The organism is Duganella sp. (genome assembly GCF_039595735.1).
Lineage (GTDB): Bacteria > Pseudomonadota > Gammaproteobacteria > Burkholderiales > Burkholderiaceae_D > Rugamonas.
The window spans coordinates 1-20,201 of the sequence record NZ_JBCNLB010000025.1 but is presented as its reverse complement, the minus strand read 5'-3'; the positions used below and the strand labels follow the sequence as shown (position 1 = coordinate 20,201).

At 63.6% G+C, this 20,201-nt stretch carries 17 protein-coding genes; 14 read left to right on the top strand and 3 right to left on the bottom strand.

Annotated elements, in window-relative coordinates; translation table 11 throughout:
* Positions 1 to 50 precede the first annotated feature (50 nt).
* Entirely contained in the window at positions 51 to 2,816 is a 2,766-nt protein-coding gene (locus ABDW57_RS26090; protein ID WP_343733062.1) for a TonB-dependent receptor, read from the bottom strand.
* A 422-nt stretch (positions 2,817 to 3,238) separates the two neighbouring features.
* On the bottom strand, positions 3,239 to 3,694 hold the full coding sequence (locus ABDW57_RS26085; protein WP_176649598.1) for a CBS domain-containing protein: 456 nt from the start codon (positions 3,692 to 3,694) through the stop codon (positions 3,239 to 3,241).
* A 145-nt stretch (positions 3,695 to 3,839) separates the two neighbouring features.
* Here ABDW57_RS26085 and ABDW57_RS26080 point away from each other — a divergent pair, with 145 nt between their 5' ends.
* The gene (locus ABDW57_RS26080) at positions 3,840 to 4,547 is read left to right on the top strand and encodes an alpha/beta hydrolase (RefSeq protein WP_343733061.1); all 708 of its coding nucleotides are present in this window, start codon (positions 3,840 to 3,842) and stop codon (positions 4,545 to 4,547) included.
* Here ABDW57_RS26080 and ABDW57_RS26075 read toward each other — a convergent pair.
* Positions 4,531 to 5,907 carry a YihY family inner membrane protein gene (locus ABDW57_RS26075; protein WP_343733060.1) on the bottom strand — a complete coding sequence of 459 codons (1,377 nt, stop codon included), beginning with the start codon at positions 5,905 to 5,907 and terminating at the stop codon, positions 4,531 to 4,533. The two genes, ABDW57_RS26080 and ABDW57_RS26075, sit on opposite strands and share 17 nt — an antisense overlap.
* A 64-nt stretch (positions 5,908 to 5,971) precedes the next feature.
* On the opposite strand from ABDW57_RS26075, the gene wrbA reads away from it, so the two are divergent.
* From wrbA to ABDW57_RS26010, 13 genes are all read left to right on the top strand, one after another.
* Entirely contained in the window at positions 5,972 to 6,571 is a 600-nt protein-coding gene (wrbA, locus tag ABDW57_RS26070) for an NAD(P)H:quinone oxidoreductase (RefSeq protein ID WP_343733059.1), read from the top strand.
* 5 nt (positions 6,572 to 6,576) lie between these two features.
* Positions 6,577 to 6,984: a DUF2069 domain-containing protein gene (locus ABDW57_RS26065; protein WP_343733058.1), complete on the top strand. Its 408-nt coding sequence runs from the start codon at positions 6,577 to 6,579 to the stop codon at positions 6,982 to 6,984.
* Entirely contained in the window at positions 6,981 to 8,387 is a 1,407-nt protein-coding gene (locus ABDW57_RS26060) for an FAD-binding oxidoreductase (protein WP_343733057.1), read from the top strand. The genes ABDW57_RS26065 and ABDW57_RS26060 overlap by 4 nt, the downstream gene beginning before the upstream one ends.
* A gap of 11 nt (positions 8,388 to 8,398) precedes the next feature.
* Positions 8,399 to 8,803, top strand: a complete 405-nt coding sequence (locus ABDW57_RS26055; protein WP_343733056.1) for a DUF4124 domain-containing protein — start codon at positions 8,399 to 8,401, stop codon at positions 8,801 to 8,803.
* A gap of 47 nt (positions 8,804 to 8,850) precedes the next feature.
* Positions 8,851 to 11,400 (top strand): ABC transporter permease, encoded by a 2,550-nt coding sequence (locus tag ABDW57_RS26050; RefSeq protein ID WP_343733055.1) that lies wholly within the window; start codon positions 8,851 to 8,853, stop codon positions 11,398 to 11,400.
* Positions 11,400 to 12,497, top strand: a complete 1,098-nt coding sequence (locus ABDW57_RS26045) for a carotenoid 1,2-hydratase (protein ID WP_343733054.1) — start codon at positions 11,400 to 11,402, stop codon at positions 12,495 to 12,497. Before ABDW57_RS26050 ends, ABDW57_RS26045 begins: the two co-directional genes overlap by 1 nt.
* A 61-nt stretch (positions 12,498 to 12,558) precedes the next feature.
* Positions 12,559 to 14,391, top strand: a complete 1,833-nt coding sequence (locus ABDW57_RS26040) for an ABC transporter transmembrane domain-containing protein (RefSeq protein ID WP_343733053.1) — start codon at positions 12,559 to 12,561, stop codon at positions 14,389 to 14,391.
* 22 nt (positions 14,392 to 14,413) lie between these two features.
* Entirely contained in the window at positions 14,414 to 15,499 is a 1,086-nt protein-coding gene (locus ABDW57_RS26035; protein ID WP_343733052.1) for a beta-eliminating lyase-related protein, read from the top strand.
* Between the two features lie 15 nt (positions 15,500 to 15,514).
* The gene (locus ABDW57_RS26030; protein WP_343733051.1) at positions 15,515 to 17,146 is read left to right on the top strand and encodes a DEAD/DEAH box helicase; all 1,632 of its coding nucleotides are present in this window, start codon (positions 15,515 to 15,517) and stop codon (positions 17,144 to 17,146) included.
* A 56-nt stretch (positions 17,147 to 17,202) separates the two neighbouring features.
* Positions 17,203 to 18,174 carry a thymidylate synthase gene (locus ABDW57_RS26025; protein ID WP_343733050.1) on the top strand — a complete coding sequence of 324 codons (972 nt, stop codon included), beginning with the start codon at positions 17,203 to 17,205 and terminating at the stop codon, positions 18,172 to 18,174.
* Complete coding sequence (locus ABDW57_RS26020; RefSeq protein WP_343733049.1) at positions 18,171 to 18,863, top strand: alpha/beta hydrolase; 693 nt, start codon at positions 18,171 to 18,173, stop codon at positions 18,861 to 18,863. Before ABDW57_RS26025 ends, ABDW57_RS26020 begins: the two co-directional genes overlap by 4 nt.
* Positions 18,864 to 18,869: 6 nt before the next feature.
* Positions 18,870 to 19,355: a dihydrofolate reductase gene (locus tag ABDW57_RS26015; protein WP_343733048.1), complete on the top strand. Its 486-nt coding sequence runs from the start codon at positions 18,870 to 18,872 to the stop codon at positions 19,353 to 19,355.
* Between the two features lie 16 nt (positions 19,356 to 19,371).
* Entirely contained in the window at positions 19,372 to 19,944 is a 573-nt protein-coding gene (locus tag ABDW57_RS26010; protein ID WP_343733047.1) for a DUF4337 domain-containing protein, read from the top strand.
* Positions 19,945 to 20,201 lie beyond the last annotated feature (257 nt).

Below are 20,201 nucleotides of genomic sequence, written 5' to 3'. Positions count from 1 at the left end.
AAAAAAACCCGGCCAAGGCCGGTTTTTTTTTGTTTCATGACGCGATCAGCTTAGAAGCTGTAGTTGCCGGTCATGTAGAAGGTGCGGCCCATCGGGTCGGCGTAGCGCGGGTCGTAGCCCACCTGGTGGCCCGACGACGAACGCAGCGACAGCGGTGGATTGCGGTCAGCCAGGTTCTTCACGCCGGCGCGCAGCGAGATGGCTTTGGTCGCCTGCCACTTACCCTGCCAGTCGAACGTCATGTACGACGGCACGTGGATGCGCAGGGTCTCGTTCTTGTTGGTCGCCAGGTTGTAGGCGGTGGCCGAGGCGTCGGTGTAGCCGTTACGGTAGTTGACGATCAGCGAGTTCGAGAACGCGCCGGTTTCCAGCGTGCTGGTCAGGCGGACCACATTGCGGAACGCGACGTTATCATCGATACCGAAGTAGTTCATGCTGTTGGTCCACTTGTCCGCAGTACCGGCTTCGGTGTAATCCGATTTCATCAGATAGGTGCCGTTCAGGGTGTTGGTCCAGGTGCCGAAACCGAACTTCTGGCGGTAGCCGGTTTCCCAGTCGATACCCTGGTTGTGGGTATGGCCGATGTTGATCGACAGAGTCTGCTTGGCCCATTCGGTCTGGCCACTGCCCGGGTTGACGAAGGTGGTGAACAGCTGACGGTACAACACCGGATCCTTGAAGATCTGTGCTTCCGATACCGACGACACGGCGTCGCGGATCTTCACATCCCACAGGTCGGCCTGCACGTACCAGGTGGTGCTTGGCTCGAAGCGGAAACCAACGGTGTACTGCTTGGACTTCTCCGGCTTCAGGTTTTCGTTACCGCCCGACACCACGTAGTACTGGCTCTTGCCGGCGCGGCAGTAAGCCTGGTTTTCCGCCGCCAGGTTAGGCGGGCAGTCATACGAGGCCGAGGTGAAGCCGGCGGCCACCAGCGGCTGGCCGATGTCCAGCATCGACGGCGCCTTGAAGCCGGTACCGTAGGAACCGCGCACCAGGAACGACTGGGTCGGCTGCCAACGGGCCGATACCTTGTAGGTGCTGGCCGATTCCTTGTGACCCATGTCGCGGTTGGCCAGATGGTTCTTCACCGCTTCGATGGTGTCGTAGCGTGCGGCCGCGCTGACTTCCAGCGACTTGATGACCGGCACTTGCAGCTCGCCGAACACGCCGTAGTTGTTGCGCTCCATGTCGTACGCGGCCGGGGTGCTGAAGCCGTAGATATCCGACGAGGTGGCGTTGGCCGACTGCTCGTAGTGGTAGTTGCGGTAGTCGCCGCCGAGTGCCACCTGGACCGCGCCGGCTGGCAGCTGGAACAGCTCGCGCGAGGCGCGCGCATCAATGCCTTTCAGCGTGGTCGACGCTTCACGGATGGAACCGTTGAACACCGAGTTGGCGATCAGCGCCTTGGTGGCGTCGCTCTGCTGACCAGCCGGCAGGAACGGGTTGAACTGGTTGTTGGCCAGCATGCTGCGGAAGTCGGCGTTCTTGATGTAGCCGCCCACATAGCGCTCGTCAATCGCATTTTGCGACCAGGTCAGGCCGGTGCCGAAGTTCCAGGCGCCGATCTCGCCTTCCGCGCCGATCACGAAGTTTTTCGACTCGGTGATGGTCTGGCTGTTGCGGGTGCCCCAGTCGTAGGTACGGTAGCTGATGCTGGCGGCGGTCAGGTTGGCGTCCTGGTCGGCGGTCAGGTAAGGACGCACATAGCCGTTGTACAGGTTCGAGCCTTTGGCCACGGCGATCGAGGTGGCGTTCGGCGCGATGCGCGCGGTCAGGTCCAGGCGCGAGTAGGCAGCTTCGGCAAATACTTCGATGCTGTCGGTGGCGCGCCAGGTGGCTTTGCCGAACACGCTGTCACGACGGCTTTCCGGCACGATTTCGATGGTGGCGGTCGAATCGAAGCCGCAGTTCTGCGCGGTGGCGGTGTTGTTGTACGACGGCAGCTGCATCGGACCGCAGTTGCCGTTGGTCTTCAGGTAAGGGTTGAAGGCGATCGACGAGGTCGACGTCGGCGTTTTGCCGTCCTTGTAGGTCGCGGTCACGTTGCCAGGAATCGACGAGGTGCTCGAACGGTCCCACATGTAGTTGTTGCCGTTCCAGCTGAATGGACGGAACGAGGTGTTGGCGAAGTCGCGGTCGGTCGCTTTCAGCTGACGCTGCTCGTCGTGACGTACCGACAGCATGACGTTGTAGCGGTTCTCTTCCAGGTCGCCAAAACCGTAGGTGGCGCTGAAGTTGCCGCTGTCGCCGGCGTGGCTCTTGCCAGGCTGGGACAGAGTCGCCTCAATCGAGCCGCCTTGCAGGTTTTTCTTCAGGATGAAGTTGATCACACCGGCAATGGCGTCCGAGCCGTACAGGGCCGAAGCGCCGTCGGTCAGGATTTCGACGCGTTCAACCGCGCTCATCGGGATGGCGTTCAGGTTGATGGCGGAGCCCGAGCCCTGCGGCGCGATGCGGCGGCCGTTCAGCAGCACCAGGGTGTAGCTTTCGCCGATGTTGTGGATGGAGGCGGAAACGCGGCCGCCCGAGTTGGTGCCGGCGGCAGTCGCGGCAATGGTGAAACCCTGCATCGAAGGCAGCGCCTGGATCAGGTCGGCAACCGAGGTGGCGCCGGTCTTGGCGATTTGCTCCTGGGTCAGGCGCTGCACTGGCAGCGCGCCTTCGACGTTGATGCGTTTGATCGCCGAACCGGTGATCTCAACTTTCTGGATCTGCTCGTCAGCGTAGGCGTGACCGGCAAACATGGCCGAACCGGCAAACAGGCTCAGTGCGAAACGCACCGAGCGCACGCAGATTTTTTCTTGCAATACCATTAATACTCCCGAGGTGGTCAAAAAATCGAGAGCAATACGATGCGTGCAAGACTACTGGAAACAACGGCCGGGGCAAAGCACAACAGCCGTGACGGGATCACGGCCCTGGATTACATGACAACGTGGTAGTTCAGTGGTCGAAGGGGCAGCGTTTGCTCTTCGATGCCGGGATTATCGCGGCAAAGCCGTTACAAACTAATACATTCGTGAACGAAATATTGCACAACAATGATGTATTCAGGAAATACTTATTTAAGCAAAATTTAATTCTGCGCTCGCAAACTTTGCCATAAAATAAAACGTCGCAATTTTACAACGACAAAATTCTAAAAAAGCAAGAATTATTTTTGTTGCAATAAAACGTCACAAAAAAAGGGCGGTGCCGGCAAGCGGCAGCGCCCTCTTCTCATGGTGTCGGCTGATCAGTCGGCAGCTTGCTCGGCTTCGGCCGGCCAGTCGCGGATATAGGCCTTCAGCATGCGGTTTTCGAAGCTTTGCGCTTCCAGCACCGCGCGCGCCACGTCGTAGAACGAGATCACGCCGAGTATGGTCTTGGCGTTCATCACCGGCAGATAGCGTGCGTGCTTTTCCAGCATGATGCGGCGCACTTCATTCACGTCGGTATCCGGCGTCACCGTGATCGGGTGGTCTTCCATGTGCTTGCGCACCGTGCCGGCGCCGACATTGCCCTGGTTTTCGTGCAGTGCACGCAGCACCTCACGGAAGGTCAGCATGCCTACCAGGTCGCCAAATTCCATGACCACCAGCGAGCCGATGTCTTTCTCAGCCATGGTGTTGGCGGCTTCCGCCAGCGGCTGATCCGGGGAGATGGTGTAGAGGATGGAACCTTTAACTTGAAGAATTTCGGAGACTTTCATTTTGGGCCGTCCTGTCCGCTGATATATGCTCTGTGAATGGGAGTTCTAGTTGCTCTAACCTTGTAGCGAATGTAGCCTATGCCCGGCAAAAAAGCCAGCGCTTCGGATAAGCAAAACATAACATTGTTGTCGAAAGGAGCCCTACATGCAAAAGCCCACCGTGGTGTTCATCCATGGCGCATTAAACGACCATACCGTGTGGAGCGTGCAAAGCCGCTATTTCAGTGAGCAGGGCTACCAGGTGATGGCGCCCGACCTGCCCGGCCACGGCGCCGGCAGCGGTGCCGCGCTGCCCAGCGTCGCCGCCATGGCGGACTGGCTGCTGGCCACTCTTGCCGCGGCTGGCGTATCGCAAGCCGCGCTGGCGGGCCACAGCATGGGCTCCCTGATCGCGCTGCAAGCCGCAGCGCAGGCGCCACAGCGCGTTTCGCATCTGGCGCTGCTGGGATCGACCTATCCGATGACGGTGGCCGATGCGCTGCTTGACACCGCGCGCAATGACGAAACCCGCGCCATCGACATGGTCACCAAATGGTCGCACAGCCCCGGCTACGCCGACACCGAACCGCTGCGCCAGCTGATGCTGCGGCTGGCCGGCGCGCAGCTGCTGCACAACGACCTTGCGGCCTGCAACAGCTATGACGGTGGCGCGCACGCGGCAGCCGCGGTGCGCTGCCCCACCCTGTTCATCTTTGGCGCCAACGATGTAATGACGCCGCCGAAATCGGCCGCACGGCTCACCAGCGCCATCCCGCACGCGCAAAGCGTCACGCTGGCCAGCGGCCATGCGCTGATGTCGGAACAGGCCGATGCCGTCAACGAAGCGCTGCTGGCGTTTATCGGCAATCGATAGGGCCGAAATGTTCGGCCAGGGTCTTGCCCAGCCCTGCTTCCACGGCCGTTTCCACCTCTCGCGCCAGCGCGGCGGCGTCGCGCGCGGCCTGCTGGTCGCGCTCATCGTCGCCGTCCCCCAACACACCGGCGTTGAGCGGCATGCCGGCAAACACGAACAGACGGTAGACGTCGGCCAGCGTCAGCTTGTCGACATTGGCCAGAATGACCCAGTGGTCCGCGCCTTCGCTCACGCGCTTGCCCCACTGGACGCGCGGCTGCGTGGCGACCGGCACGCGCCCCACCCAGCCTTCCGCCATCATGCGTTCCAGCAGATTGTCCATTTCATCGAAGCCGAGGCGCGTGCGTTCGCGGATCTGCACCGCGCTGACCAGCGCCGTATCGCCGCATTTGCAGGCCACGTGCAGCACTTTGAGGATGGCCATCGCGTCGACAAACTCGCCGCCCGGCTGCGCCTCGTGCCACCAGCGCTCGTATTTCACCACCGGCAGCGCGGCCACCAGCAAGGCGCCGAACAAGGTGATCAGCCAGGACAGATAGACCCACAGCAGGAACAGCGGCACCGCCGCCAGCGCGCCATAAATCTTGGAATAGGTCGGGAACTGCGTGATGAAGATGGCAAAGCCGCGCTTGGCCAGTTCAAACGCCAGGCCGGCCACCAGGCCGCCCCACGCGGCGTCATGCCAGTCGACGTCGCGGTTGGGCACCGTCACGTACAGCAGCGTGAAGCTGGCCGTGGTCAGCGCCAGCGACAGCACGGTGTAAATCAGCGCGCCCAGCACCGGCACGTGGCCCACCAGGTCGCTGGTGGCCATGAACACCTGCGAGGACAAGGTCAGGGACACGCCGATCAGCAAGGGACCGAGCGTAATCAGCGCCCAGTAGACCAGAATGCGCTTGGTCCAGGCGCGCTGGCCGCGCACGCGCCAGATGCGGTTGAACACGCGCTCGATCAGATTCATCATCGCGATCGAGGTCACGATCAGCGTCACCGCCCCCACCGCCGACAGCCGCGTGGCCTTGGACGCGAACATGGTCAGGTAATTGAGGATATTGCTGGAGATCGACTTCGGCATCACGCTTTGCACGAAGTAGGCTTCCAGCGATGTCCGGAAGGTGTTAAACATCGGGAAGGTGGTGAAGATCGCCAGCGCGATGGTCAGCAGCGGCACCAGCGCGAACACGGTGGTGAAGGTCAGGCTGCCGGCCACTTGCGGCAGGCTTTCCTCACGCAGGCGGCGATGGGCAAACAGGAACAGGTCGCGCACTTCCGGCCAGGACAGGGAGCGCGCGGTTTCCCAGCCGCGTTTGCAGCTGCGGAAGACATACTGGAAGAACCACTGGATATATTTTTCAATCATGGGGCGTATCGTATTACAACAGTGGCAATGATACCACCCGCCAAACCGCCCTATAATAACGGCGATGAACTCCCTGACTATTCTTGTATTGTTTTACTCGCGCCACGGCGCCACGCGCAAACTGGCCGAACTGATTGCCCAGGGCATCGAGAGCGTGCCGGGCTGCGACGCACGCCTGCGCACCGTGCCGGCCGTCTCCACCGTGGCCGAGGCCACCGAACCGGAGGTGCCGGCCGACGGCGCCCCCTATGTTGAACTGGACGATTTGACCGAATGCGCCGGCATCGCGGTCGGCTCCCCGACCCGCTTTGGCAATATGGCCTCGGCCATGAAGTATTTTTGGGACGGCACCTCGGCCCAGTGGCTGTCCGGCGCGCTGGCCGGCAAGCCGGCTTGCGTGTTCACTTCCACCGGCAGCCTGCATGGGGGACAGGAATCAACGCTGCTGTCGATGATGATCCCGCTGTTCCATCACGGCCTGATGGTGCTTGGCCTGCCCTACACCCATCCCGCGCTGATGACCACCGCCAGCGGCGGCACGCCATACGGCGCCAGCCACTGGTCTGGCCTGGACGGCAAGAAGGTCATCACTGATGATGAAAAACGCCTGGCCATCGCCTTGGGCAAGCGCCTCGCTGAAACAGCTGTAAAACTCAACGGATAAACGCCATGGAAACCACAGCACAAAAATATTTTCACTGGGGCGCGATCGGCAGCCTGGTAGCGCTGATTGTCTTGTGTGTGCTGTGGGAGATGGCGCTGGCGCCGTTGAAGCCGGGCGGCTCGTGGCTGGTGCTGAAGGCCGCCCCGCTGCTGCTGCCGCTGTACGGCGTCTACAAGCGCGATATCTACACGCTGCAGTGGACCTCGATGATGATCCTGCTGTACTTCGCGGAAGGCGTGGTGCGCGGCTGGAGCGATACCGGCGACCTGTCGGCGTGGCTGGGCTGGGGCGAGGCGGCCGTGGTGTGCGTGTACTTCGTGTGCGCCTTGCTGTATCTGCGCCCGTACAAGCGTGCGGCCAAAAAGATGGCCAAAGAGCTGCTCGACAAGGTAAAGGTCAACACCGTCAAATGATGGATTTTCTCTCGCAGTGCCGCGCCGTCATTGGCGACGCCCATGTGCTGGATACGCCGGCCGACATGGCGCCCTTCCTCACCGACTGGCGCGGACGCTTTACCGGCAAGGCCCTGGCGGTGCTGCGTCCCGGCTCGGTGGAGCAAGTGGCTGAACTGGTGCGCGCCTGCGCGGCGCACCGGGTGGGCCTGGTGCCGCAAGGCGGCAATACCGGTCTGGTGCTGGGCAGCGTGCCGGATGCCAGCGGCGCGCAAGTGGTGCTGTCGCTGGCGCGGCTGAACACCATCCGCCAGGTCGATGCGGTCAACCGTACCATGACGGTGGACGCCGGCTGCATCCTCCAGCAGATTCAGGAAGCGGCAGCGGCCGAGGGCTGCCTGTTCCCTTTGTCGCTGGCGGCGGAAGGCAGCTGCACCATCGGCGGCAACCTGTCCACCAATGCGGGCGGCACGGCGGTGCTGCGCTATGGGAATACGCGCGAGCTGTGTCTTGGCCTGGAGGTGGTGACGCCGCAAGGCGAAATCTGGAGCGGTTTGCGCGGCCTGCGCAAGGATAATACCGGCTACGATCTGCGCGACCTGTTCATCGGCGCGGAAGGTACGCTGGGCATCATCACCGGCGCGGTGCTCAAGCTGTATCCGCAGCCGAAGGCCAGCATCACGGCGCTGGCCGCCATGCCCTCGCCTGCGCATGCGCAGCAGCTGCTGGTGTTGATGCAGGATCACTGCGGCGCCAGCCTGACCGGCTTTGAATTGATGTCGCGCTTCTGTCTTGATCTGGTGGCGCAGCAGTTCCCGCAGTTGCCCCAGCCGTTCGCCGCGCCATATGCGCAGTATGTGCTGCTGGAGTTGTCCAGCAGCGAGTCGGAGGCGCACGCGGTGGGCTTGCTGGAGCATGCGATCGGCGCGGCGCTGGAACGCGGCGTGATTCAGGATGCGGTGGTGGCATCATCGGTCGCGCAATCGGCCGGCTTGTGGCACCTGCGCGAGCATATTCCACTGGCGCAGGCCAAGGCGGGCAAGAACATCAAGCATGATATTTCGCTGCCGGTATCGCGCATTGCGGACTTTATCGCCGCAACCGGGCCGCAGCTCGATGCGGCCTTCCCTGGCTGCCAGCTGGTGTGCTTCGGCCATCTGGGCGACGGCAATCTGCATTACAACGTCGCGCCTCCGGAGGGGATTTCCAACGAAGACTTTCTCGTCAATCAGGACAAGGTCAATCGCGTGGTGCACGACAGCGTGATGGCGTTTGGCGGCTCGATTTCGGCCGAACACGGCATCGGGGCCTTGAAGCGCGGCGAGCTGGCACGCTATAAATCGCCGGTAGAACTCAACATGATGCGAGCCATCAAAGCGGCATTGGACCCGCTGGGTATGATGAATCCCGGTAAAATCCTTTGAGCGAGGTTGAGATGAATGTCCTGATCATTGCGGCGCTGGCAGGCGCTGTCTATAAGTGCACGGTGGATGGCAAGATCACTTACAGCGACGCGCCTTGTGCTGCCGGCGCCAGCGTGGTACTGGAAACGCCGGCCGCCCCGGCGGCCGATCCCGCCGCCAACGCCGCCCTGCGCCGTCAGCAAAAGCAGGCGGACACGCTGCAGAAAGCCCGTCTCAAGCGCGAGGAACAGGACGATCGCGAAGCCGCCCGCGATGCCCGGGCCGCCGCCACGCAGCGCAAGAAATGCGATCAGCTGCGCCTCAAGAAACGCTGGGCCGACGAAGAAGCGCGCCGTGCCACCGGCCAGGCTACCGAAGCCGCCCGCCTGCGCGCGCAGCGCGCCGGCGAGGCAATGTCGCTGGCGTGTCCGCACTGATGTCCGGTCACGCGCCCTGGCCCCGCTCGCCATCGCCTGGCGCCGCGATGCGCCGCTTGTCGCGCTGGTTGCTGCTGGGCGAGTGGCGCGCGCATCCGGTGCGGACGTTGGTGGCGATTGCCGCCATCGCGGTCGGCATCTCGCTCGGCTTCGCCATCCACCTGATTAACGCGGCGGCGTTCAACGAATTCTCCGCCGCCGTGAAAAGCCTGTCCGGCGTGGCCGACGTGCAGGTACGCGGCGCCGAACCATTTTTCGACGAAGCCATCTTTCCCGCCCTGGCCCAGCGTGAAGGCGTGGCCGTGGCCTCGCCGGTGCTGGAACTGGAAGCCTCCATTCCCGGCCAGCGCACGGCGTTGAAGGTGATCGGCATCGACGCCTTCCGCGCCAGCTTTGTTTCGCCCGACCTGCTTGGCACGCCGGCCGAAGACCGGCTTGAAGACACCCTGGCGGACGATGCCCTGTTCCTGTCGCCAGCCGCGCAGCAGTGGCTGCAGCCCGCCGGCGGCGTGGTGACGCTGCAAGTCGGCACCAATGAGCTCAAGTTGCGCGTCGCCGGTCCGCTGCCGGGCGCGCGCGCCGGCCAGCGCATCGCCAGCATGGACATTGGCGCGGCCCAGTGGCGCTTCGAAAAACTCGGCCAACTCTCGCGCATCGATCTCAAGCTGCGCGATGGCGTCAATCGTGAAGCGTTCAAGGCCCAGCTTCAGCAAGACCTGCAGCAGCAGTATCCCGGCCGTTTCCGCGTCAACCAGCCCAACGACGAAGAACAGAACAACCGCAACGAAGGCATGAGCCGCGCCTACCGCGTCAACCTCACCGTGCTGGCACTGGTGGCGCTGTTCACCGGCGCCTTCCTGGTATTCTCCACGCAGGCGCTGTCCGTGATCCGGCGCCGCAGCCAGTTCGCGTTGCTGCGCGTGCTGGGCATGGACCGCCACCGCCTGCTGCGGCAAATCCTGATCGAAGGCTTGTGCCTGGGCGTGGCCGGTTCCGCCATCGGCATCGCCGCTGGCTACGGCATGGCGGCGGCCGCGCTGCATTTCATGGGCGCCGATCTGGGCGCCGGCTTCTTCTCCGGCGTGCGTCCGCAAGTGCACTTCACTCCGGTGGCCGCGGCCATCTACTTTGCGCTGGGCGTGGCCGTTGCCCTGCTGGGCTGCGCCGCGCCGGCACTGGACGCGGCGCGCGCCAAGCCGGCCGTTGCGCTCAAATCGGGCACCGAGGAAGCCGCCATGTCGCGCCTGGCGCGCGCCTGGCCCTCACTGTTGTTGATGACACTGGCCGCGCTGTTGTCGCAGGCGCCGCCGGTATTTGAGTTGCCGTTGTTCGGCTACCTGTCGATTGCGCTGCTGCTGATCGGCGCCATTGGCCTGATGCCGCGCCTGGCGGCCACGGTATTCCGCTTTGCCCACCAGCGCTGGAGCGCTGCCACCGCCGGCAAGCCTGGCGCCTCGGCCGTCATGACGCTGACCTTGTCGCGGCTGGCCAATGCGTCCAGCCAGGCCGGCATCGCGCTGGGCGGCGTACTGTCCAGCTTCAGCCTGATGGTGGCGATGGCCATCATGGTGGCCAGCTTCCGCGTGTCGCTGGACGATTGGCTGCAGCACATCCTGCCGGCCGATATCTACGTCGGCGCATCCACCGGCGGCGCCACCGCCGGCCTGCGCCCGGAACAACAGGCCGCCCTGGCCGCCCTGCCCGGCGTGGCGCACGCCGACTTCCTGCGCACGCGTTCTTTGTCGCTGGCGCCGGAGCGGCCGCCCGTCACGCTAATGGCACGCAATGTCGATGCGGCCAACCCGGCCCGCTCGCTGGCCATCGTGGGCGAAGCCCGCGCCCCTGCGCCGGGCGTGCGGCCGGTGTGGGTGTCCGAAGCGATGGTGGATTTGTACGGCATGCAGGTGGGCCAGCGCATTACACTGCCGCTTAATGGCGCCATGCACGCCTTCCAGGTGGCCGGCGTGTGGCGCGATTACGCACGCCCCACCGGCACCATTCAGATGCTGCTCAGCGATTACCGTGCCATCACCGGCGATCAGGTAGCGAGCGGTGTGGCGCTGTCGCTCAAGCCTCAGATGAAGGCAGAAGACACGCTGGCCGCACTGAAACGCCTGCCCTTCGCCGCCGCACTGGAAGCCAGCGAGCCATCCGAGATCCGCGCCATGAGCATGAAAATATTCGACCGCAGCTTTGCCATCACCTATCTGCTGGAGGCAATCGCCATCGTCATCGGGCTGTTTGGCGTGGCGGCGACTTTCTCGGCCCAGACGCTGGCGCGTGCCAAGGAATTCGGCATGCTGCGCCACGTCGGCGTCACGCGCAGGCAGGTGCTGGCAATCCTGGCGATCGAAGGCGGCGCGCTGACAGCGCTCGGCATCGCCACCGGTTTTGTGCTGGGATGGGTGATCAGCCTGATTCTGGTATTTGTCGTCAATCCGCAATCGTTCCACTGGACCATGCAACTGCACCTGCCCTGGCCGCTGCTGGGCGCTGTCGCCGGCCTGCTGCTGGCCGCCGCCGCGCTCACCGCACTGCTGGCCGGCCGCCAGTCACTGTCCGGCGGACCGATACGCGCTGTCAGGGAGGATTGGTAATGCTGCTTCGCCTGTTATCCCGCGCCACGGCCATTGCGATCGCCGCAGCCGCCCTCGCGCTGCCGGCCTTCGCCGCCGGCCCGCAGTTCAAGGCCGTGACGCCGCTGCCGCCAGGCGCTACCCTCACCTTCCCCCAGGACTACGGCGCGCATCCCGACTACAAAACCGAATGGTGGTACGTCACCGGCTGGGTCAACACGCCCGATGGCAAGCCGCTCGGCTTTCAGGTCACCTTCTTCCGCAGCGCCACCGGCCATGACCGCGCCAACCCAAGCCAGTTCGCGCCGAAACAACTGATCATCGGCCACGCCGCCATTTCCGATCCGGCCAATGGCAAGCTGCTGCACGACCAACGCAGCGCACGCGAGGGACTGGGCCTGTCCTACGCCAAAACCGGCGACACCAACGTCAAGCTGGATGACTGGCACATGGTGCGCAGCGCTGACGGCAGCTACACCGTCCATGTCGACGGCGCGCAGTTCAAGTTCGACCTCAAACTGGCGCCCTCGCAGGCGGTGCTGCCCGAAGACGACCGTGGCTACTCGCGCAAGGGTCCGCGTCCCGGTCAGGCCAGCTACTACTACAGCGAACCGCACCTGAAAGTTAGCGGAAATATCACACGCAAGGGTCAACCTATCGCTGTCACCGGGTCCGCCTGGCTCGATCACGAATGGTTCAGCGAGTATGTCGATCCGAATGCCAACGGGTGGGACTGGATCGGCGCCAACCTCGATGACGGCGGCGCCATGATGGCTTTCCAGATCCGCAGCAAGACAGGTGCTAAACTATGGGCGCACGCGACATGGCGCGATGCTTCCGGTAAGATCACGCAGTTTGCCCCGGACCAGGTCAAATTTACCCCGCAAAGGCGGTGGCGTTCGCCCCGCACCAATGCCGAGTATCCCGTTGCGACCCAGCTCACCACCGGCAATACCGTGTGGGACATCGTGCCCTTGCAGGACGATCAGGAGCTGGACTCGCGCCGCTCGACCGGTGCCGTGTATTGGGAAGGCGCGGTGACGCTGAGCCGCGACGGCAAGCCGGCCGGCCGCGCCTACCTGGAACTGACCGGCTATGTCCGGGCGATGAAACTGTAAGAACAATATAGCGCAGCACCAAACGTCAGAATAAGCACTTTTACGCAACCGTAGCCAGACAATGACCAACAGCACCACCGCCAGCACGATGTCCGCCGCCACACCGACCACATCCCGGGAACTCAAGAAAGGCAGCCTGGCCACCCTGCGCGAGCTGCTGCCCTTCCTCGCGCCGTACACCAGACGTTTTGTTATCGCCGGCATTGCGCTGCTGGTGGCCGCCGGCGCGACGCTGGCGATACCGGCCGCGTTCAAGCAAATGATCGACCTTGGTTTCGGCGGCGGCGCGCGCAGCATCCAGCACGTCGACCTGGTGTTCCTGGCGTTGTTCGGCCTTGCCACCATTCTTGCGCTGGCGACGGCGGCGCGCTTCTACAGCGTGTCCTGGCTGGGCGAACGCGTGACGGCAGACATCCGCAGCGCAGTCTACAAGCACGTCGTCACTCAAAGCCCGGAATTCTTCGAAACCACGCAGACCGGCGAAGTCCTGTCGCGCATCACCACCGACACCACGCTGATTCAATCGGTGGTCGGCACCAGCATCTCGATGGCGCTGCGGAATATGCTGCTGTTCATCGGCGGCCTGGTGATGCTGTTCGTGACCAGCCCTAAACTGTCGGCCATCATCATCGGCCTGCTGATTCTGACCGTGCTGCCGATCGTGATGTTCGGCCGCCGCGTGCGCAAGCTGTCGCGCGATTCGCAGGACCGCGTGGCCGACGCATCGGCCATGGCCGGCGAAATTCTCAACGCCATGCCGACCGTCCAGGCCTTCACCCACGAACATCTGGAAGCCTCGCGCTTCGGCGGCTCGGTGGAAGGTGCCTTCCAGACCGCGATGAACCGCATCCGCGCGCGCTCCATCCTCACCATGCTGGCCATCGTGCTGGTGTTCGGCGCCATCGTGTTTGTGCTGTGGCTGGGCGCGCACGCGGTGCTGTCCGGCGAAATGACCGGCGGCGACCTGGGTCAGTTCATCCTGTACGCCTCGATCACGGCGGGTGCGATCGGCGCGCTGTCTGAAGTGATGGGCGAGGCGCAGCGCGCTGCCGGCGCCACCGAGCGGCTGCTGGAGCTGATGTCGGTCAAATCGAAGATCCAGTCGCCGGCCACGCCGCTGCCGCTGCCGCCGCGCGCCGCCAACGGCGCCGCGCTGACGCTGAGCGACGTCACCTTCTCCTATCCATCGCGGCCGGAGACGCACGCGCTGAGCCATCTGTCGCTGGACATCAAGCCGGGTGAAACCGTGGCCGTGGTCGGCCCGTCGGGCGCCGGCAAGACCACCCTGTTCCAGCTGTTCCTGCGTTTCTACGATCCGCAAGGCGGCAGCATCAAGCTGGATGGCGTCGACATCACGCAACTGGACCTGCACACACTGCGTAGCGCCATCGGCATCGTTCCGCAGGATACTGTGATCTTCTCGGCCAACGCCATGGAAAACATCCGCTACGGCCGCGCCGACGCCACCGACGAAGAAGTGATCGCCGCCGCCAGGCTGGCCGCGGCGCATGAATTCATCGAGCGTCTGCCGCAGGGCTATCAATCCTTCCTGGGCGAACGCGGTGTGCGCCTCTCGGGCGGTCAGCGTCAGCGCATTGCGATCGCGCGCGCCCTGCTGAAAAATCCGCCCTTGCTGCTGCTGGACGAAGCCACCAGCGCACTGGATGCGGAATCGGAGCGCCTGGTGCAAAAAGCGCTGGAAGCGGCCATGGTTGGCCGTACCACCGTCATCATCGCGCACCGCCTGGCGACCGTTCAGCGCGCGGATCGCATCATCGTCATGGAAGACGGTAAAATCGTCGAAACCGGCACGCACGCATCGCTGGTGGCACTGGGCGGCATCTACGCCAATCTGGCGGCGCTGCAGTTCCATCATGTGCACGTGGAGCATTGAGCGTATCTTTCAGGAGCACGCCATGACCGACGCAGAATTGAAGCAAAGCTGCCGCCAGCACTTGCCGGGCCATCGTGCCCTGACGCCGGCGGAATTGTTTGCGGCCATGGGCGACTGGTGCCAGGCGCACGACGTGACGCACGATGTCTACGGCAGCGGCACGCTGATACAGGCGTTTGAACAGAAGATTGCGCGCCTGCTGGGCTTTGAAGCGGCGGTATTCTGCATCACCGGCACCATGACGCAAGCGACCGCGCTACGCATCGCCTGTACGGAGCGCGGCAGCAAGCTGGTGGCGCTGCATCCAAGCTCGCACATTCTGAAGCATGAACGCGGCAATCATCAGCTGTTCGATCATTTCCATGCGCTGCAGATCGGCGACCCGCATCGCCCATGGACGCTGAGTGAGCTGCAGGCGCTTCCGGACAAGCTGGGCGCCGTCTCGCTGGAGCTGCCGGCGCGCGAGATCGGCGGCCAGTGCCCGAGCTGGGACGAGCTGGAGGCCATCAAGGCGTATGGACGCGAGCAAGGCATCCACCTGCACATGGATGGCGCACGCCTGTGGGAGACCGCCGCCGCTTATGGCCGTCCGGTCAGCCAGATTGCGGCGGGTTTCGATAGCGTTTACGTTTCGTTGTACAAGGGCATTGGCGGCATGGGCGGCGCCATGCTGGCCGGCAGCGCGGCGTTTGTGGCCAAGGCGCAGGAGTGGTTCCGCCGCCAGGGCGGCAATCTCTATCAGCGCACGCCGTATGTGGTGGCTGCGGCCATGCAGTTCGATGCCCGGCTGGCGGCCATGCCCGATTATTTCAAGCGCACGCAGTGGCTCTACGATGTGCTGCGCGACTATCCGCTGCTGGTGCCGAATCCAGCCCGGCCGCATGCCAATATGCTGCATCTGCATTTGCCGGTGAGCCGCGAGCGGGCGCTGGAGATTCGCTCCCGCATCGCGGAAGAACACAGCGTATGGCTGTTCAATGGCGCGAATCACGCTGCGCTGCCGGAGCGCTGCTCGGTCGAGCTGTATATCGGCGACAATCTGCTGCATCTGCCGGACCAGCGCGTGCGCGAGATTCTGGCCTTGTGGTCAGACGCGCTGACCAACTAATTCTTTGGATTTTCGATGACTTTTCAAGCACTGGGTCTGATCGACCCTTTATTGCGCACGCTGGGCGCATTGGGCTACAAGCAGCCTACTCCGGTTCAGAAGCAAGCCATTCCGGCCGTGCTGGAGGGCCGCGACGTGATGGCCGCCGCGCAAACCGGCACCGGCAAGACGGCCGGCTTTGCGCTGCCTGTCCTGCAGCGTCTGACGCTGGATGGCGTCACCGGTCCGCAATGCGTGCGTGCCCTGGTGCTGGTGCCGACGCGCGAGCTGGCCGAGCAGGTTTTCGAGAGCTTCCGCAGCTATGGCGGCAATCTGCCGTTGCGCAGCGCGGTGGCCTATGGCGGCGTCGATATCGCACCGCAGATCACCAGACTGCGCAAGGGTCTGGACGTGCTGGTGGCGACGCCGGGCCGTCTGATCGATCTGCACGACCAGGGCGCGATCAGTTTCGCGCTGCTGCAAACGCTGGTGCTGGATGAGGCGGACCGCATGCTGGATCTGGGCTTCGAGCGTGATCTGGATATTTTGCTGGAGGCGCTGCCGAAGCAGCGTCAGACCTTGTTGTTTTCGGCCACCTTCTCGGATGAGATACGCAAGCTGGCCAAGGGCTTGTTGCGCGATCCGGTGCAGATTCAGGTCGCGGCAGCCAATACGGCGGTGAAAACGGTCAAGCAGTGGCTGGTGACGACCGATAAACGCCGCAAGCCGGAGTTGTTCCTGCATCTGCTGAACAAACTTGGCTGGGACCAGGCGCTGGTGTTCGTCAAGACGCGCAAAGGCGCGGAGGCACTGGTGAAGGAATTGCAGCAGCATGGCCTGACCGCTGACGCCATCCACGGCGACAAGACCCAACCGGCGCGTCTGCGCGCGCTGGACCGGTTCAAGCGCAAGGAGGTCCAGCTGTTGATCGCCACCGACGTGGCGGCGCGCGGCCTGGACATCGAGGCGCTGCCGCTGGTAGTGAATTTCGATTTGCCGACGGTGGCGGAAGATTACATTCACCGCATCGGTCGTACCGGCCGCGCGGGCCTGCAGGGCGAGGCGGTGTCGCTGGTGTGCGCGGATGAAGTGGACATGCTGAGGGATATTGAGACGCTCACCAGGCAAATCGTGCCGCGCTTTGAGGAAGCCGGCTTCGAGGCCGATCACCGCGTTCCAGAGACCGCACCCAAGGGCAGCGCCACGCCCGCCCAGAAGCTTTTGCCATCCGGCGCGCGCAAGCCGGCAGCCAAACGGCCTGCTGCGCCGACCGCAGGCGGTAAGGCTCCCGCCAGAGTTGAGGCGCGCCCCGCCGGCGGCAGCGAATCGCTGGGCACTTACATCGCGCCCGAAAAACCGTCGAAATCCTCCGGCCGCGACCGCGCGGCGCCGGGCAGCCCGGCCGGCAGCTCGGGGAAAGGCAGCGCCCCGCGCGGCGGCAGCTTCGCAGGCACGCCTGCGGGCAGCAAAGGCGCGAGGCCGCGTGGGGGAGCAACCGGCAGCGGCTTCGGTGGCGCAGCGGCCGGAGGCCGCTCGTTCGGGTCAGGCGGAACGCCGAAAGGCGCCGTGGTCGTCGCCGGTGGACGCGGCGCGAAATCACAGGCCCGCTCTGCCGGCCGTGCGGCTGCGCAGCCGGGCGGCCGCAAACCCAAGCCCGGCTCGCGCTAAGCGGCGCCCTGCTAAAATAAGCGTCTTTTGAGCGACACCCCATGTTGGAGAATTGAATGCAGCAATACCAGGAATTGATCCAGACCGTCATCGACACCGGCAGCTGGCAGGACAACCGCACCGGCATCCGCACGCTGAGCGTGCCGGGCGCCATGATGCGCTTCGACCTGACCAAAGGTTTCCCTGCGGTGACGACCAAGAAGCTGGCTTTCAAATCCGTGGTGGGTGAACTGTGCGCCTTCCTGCGCGCCTCGCGCAGTGCGGCCGAGTTCCGCGCGCTGGGCTGCAAGGTCTGGGACCAGAACGCCAACGAAAACCAGCAATGGCTGGACAATCCTTACCGCCTCGGCACCGACGACCTGGGTCCGGTCTACGGCGTGCAGTGGCGCCAATGGCCCGGCTACAAAGTGATCGACGCCGATCAGGAAGCACAACTGGCCAACGCCCAAAAGAACGGCTTCACCATCGTCGCGCCGATTGAAGAAGACGGCGTCAAGAAAGTCCTGCTGTACAAAGCCATCGACCAGTTGCGCGAGTGCCTGGACACCATCGTGAATAACCCCAGCAGCCGCCGCATCCTGTTCCACGGCTGGAATCCGGCCGTGCTGGATGCCGTCGCCCTGCCGGCATGCCACCTGCTCTACCAGTTCATTCCGAATCCGGCCACCAAAGAACTGTCGATGTGCCTCTACGTGCGCTCGAATGATCTTGGCCTCGGCACGCCCTTCAACCTGGCGGAAGGCGCGGCGCTGATGCACCTGGTCGGCCGCCTGACCGGCTACACGCCGCGCTGGTTCACCTACTTCATCGGCGATGCCCACATCTACGAAAACCACATGGACATGGTGCAGGAGCAGCTCAAGCGCGAGCCTTTCCCGCTGCCGCAACTGATCATCTCCGACCGTGTGCCGTCATTCGCGCAGACCGGCAAGTACCAGCCGGAGTGGCTGGAAAAAATCGAGCCATCCGACTTCGCGCTGGAAGGCTACCAGCACCACGCGCCGATCACCGCCCCCATGGCCGTATGATGCGTCTGGATTTTGTACCGGGCACCCTGTGCGATGAGCGCATGTGGGGCCGGCTGCTGCCATTGCTGGGCGACGGCTTTGAATTCAACCACATCCCGCTGCACAAAGCCCGTTCGCGCGCGCGGATGCAGGAGCTGATCTCCGCGCATGCCGCGCCCAAGGCCAATCTGGTGGCGTTCTCGCTGGGCGCCTACCTGGCGGTGGAATTCGCGCTGACCAATCCGGACCGGGTGAACTCACTGGTCATCATTGCCAGCTCCGCCAAGGGTTTGCAGGAAAAGGAAAAAGCCACGCGCCTGCGCATCATCCCGCTGCTGGAAAAGAACCACTACACGGGCATGACGCAAATGCGCCTGCGCGAAATCCTCGCGCCGGAGCACATGGACGATCCGGCCATCGTCGACGTCATCCAGGCGATGGCCGTGGAGCTGGGCAAAGACGTGCTGCTGACCCAATTCCGCACCACCATCGAACGTCCGGACCTGATGAGCCGCACGGGCGAGCTGCAATGCCCGCTCATGATCGTCGCCTCCGAGCAGGACAAACTGGTGCCGGCCGGCGACGTCCGCGAATTCACCACCTACAATCCCGCCGCGCAGCTGCATATGCTCACCGAAGGCAGCGGCCATATGATCCCGCTGGAAGCGCCGCAAGCGCTGGCCAAGCACCTGCTGGCGTTTTACGCCTGAACAAACATGAGCAAACTCACCATCATTGTCGCCACCGACGCCAAAAACGGCATCGGCATTAACAACACGCTGCCGTGGAAGCTGCCGGAGGATCTGGCGCACTTCAAGCGCCTTACCACCGGCCACCCCATTATCATGGGCCGCAAGACGTTTGATTCGATCGGCCGCCCGCTGCCGAACCGCCGCAATATCGTCATTACCCGTAACGCCGGCTGGCAGCATGATGGCGTGGACACCGTCGGCTCCATCGAAGCCGCCATCGCCCTGCTGGACGGCGCCGAAGGCTTTGTCATCGGCGGCGCCGAGATCTACAGGCAATCCATGCAGCTGGCCGACCAGTTGATAATTACGCAAATCGCCCATACCTTCGACTGCGATGCTTTCTTCCCCGAGATCGACGCCAATGCGTGGCAGGAAACCGCCCGCGAGGAACACGTCTCCGACGCATCCGGCTTGAAATACGCTTTTGTCACCCTGCGCCGCAAGGCCTAAGTTTTAGAGGATACCCATGTCTGGCCAAGGCTTCCACGTACACGGACCACACGATCACGCAGTCGAACACGCCGCCCATGGCAACGACGGCTTCTCCAACAACATCGCCGTGATGACGGCCATCCTCGCCACCGTCGGCGCGGCGTTCGGCTACCTCGGCGGCGCCACCCAGAACGACGCGGCCCTGTTCAAGAACAACGCCGCCATCGACAAGACCCAGGCCGCCAACAGCTGGAACTATTACCAGGCCAAGTCGGCCAAGCAAAACCTGGCCGAGCTGGCCATGACCCTGCCCGGCGTCGATCCCAAGCGCTACGAAGCCGAAGTGGCCCGCTACAAAAAAGAGAAGGAAGACATCAAAAAGGAAGCCGAGAAGTGGGAGGAATCCTCTAAAGAATGGAACCACAAGTCGGATCAAGCCATGCACAAGCACCACCAGTGGGCGCTGGCCACCACCGCCGAGCAGATCGCCATCTCGCTGGCCGCCATCACCCTGCTGACCCGCAAGAAATGGATGATGGGCCTGGCCTACGGCGTGGCCGGGGTCGGCATCGTGCTGGGCGCCATGGCCTGGTTCGGTGGTCACTAAGCAATATTGCGTGAATGATATGACGCCCGTGTAATCAGGGCGTCATGCCAAACTGGCATTCTGGTACGATAATTTTTTTCCCGCAGAGCTGCTATTTCTGCGAGAATCCCGTTCTTATTTTTTGCGGCCTGCCGGTCGCGCCCTAGTCCGCCCCTCCACATACGTCAGGGGCGGCTTGCTTTTTTGGAGACATGCATGAAATTTCGTTTCCCCATCGTCATCATTGACGAGGATTTCCGTTCCGAGAACACGTCCGG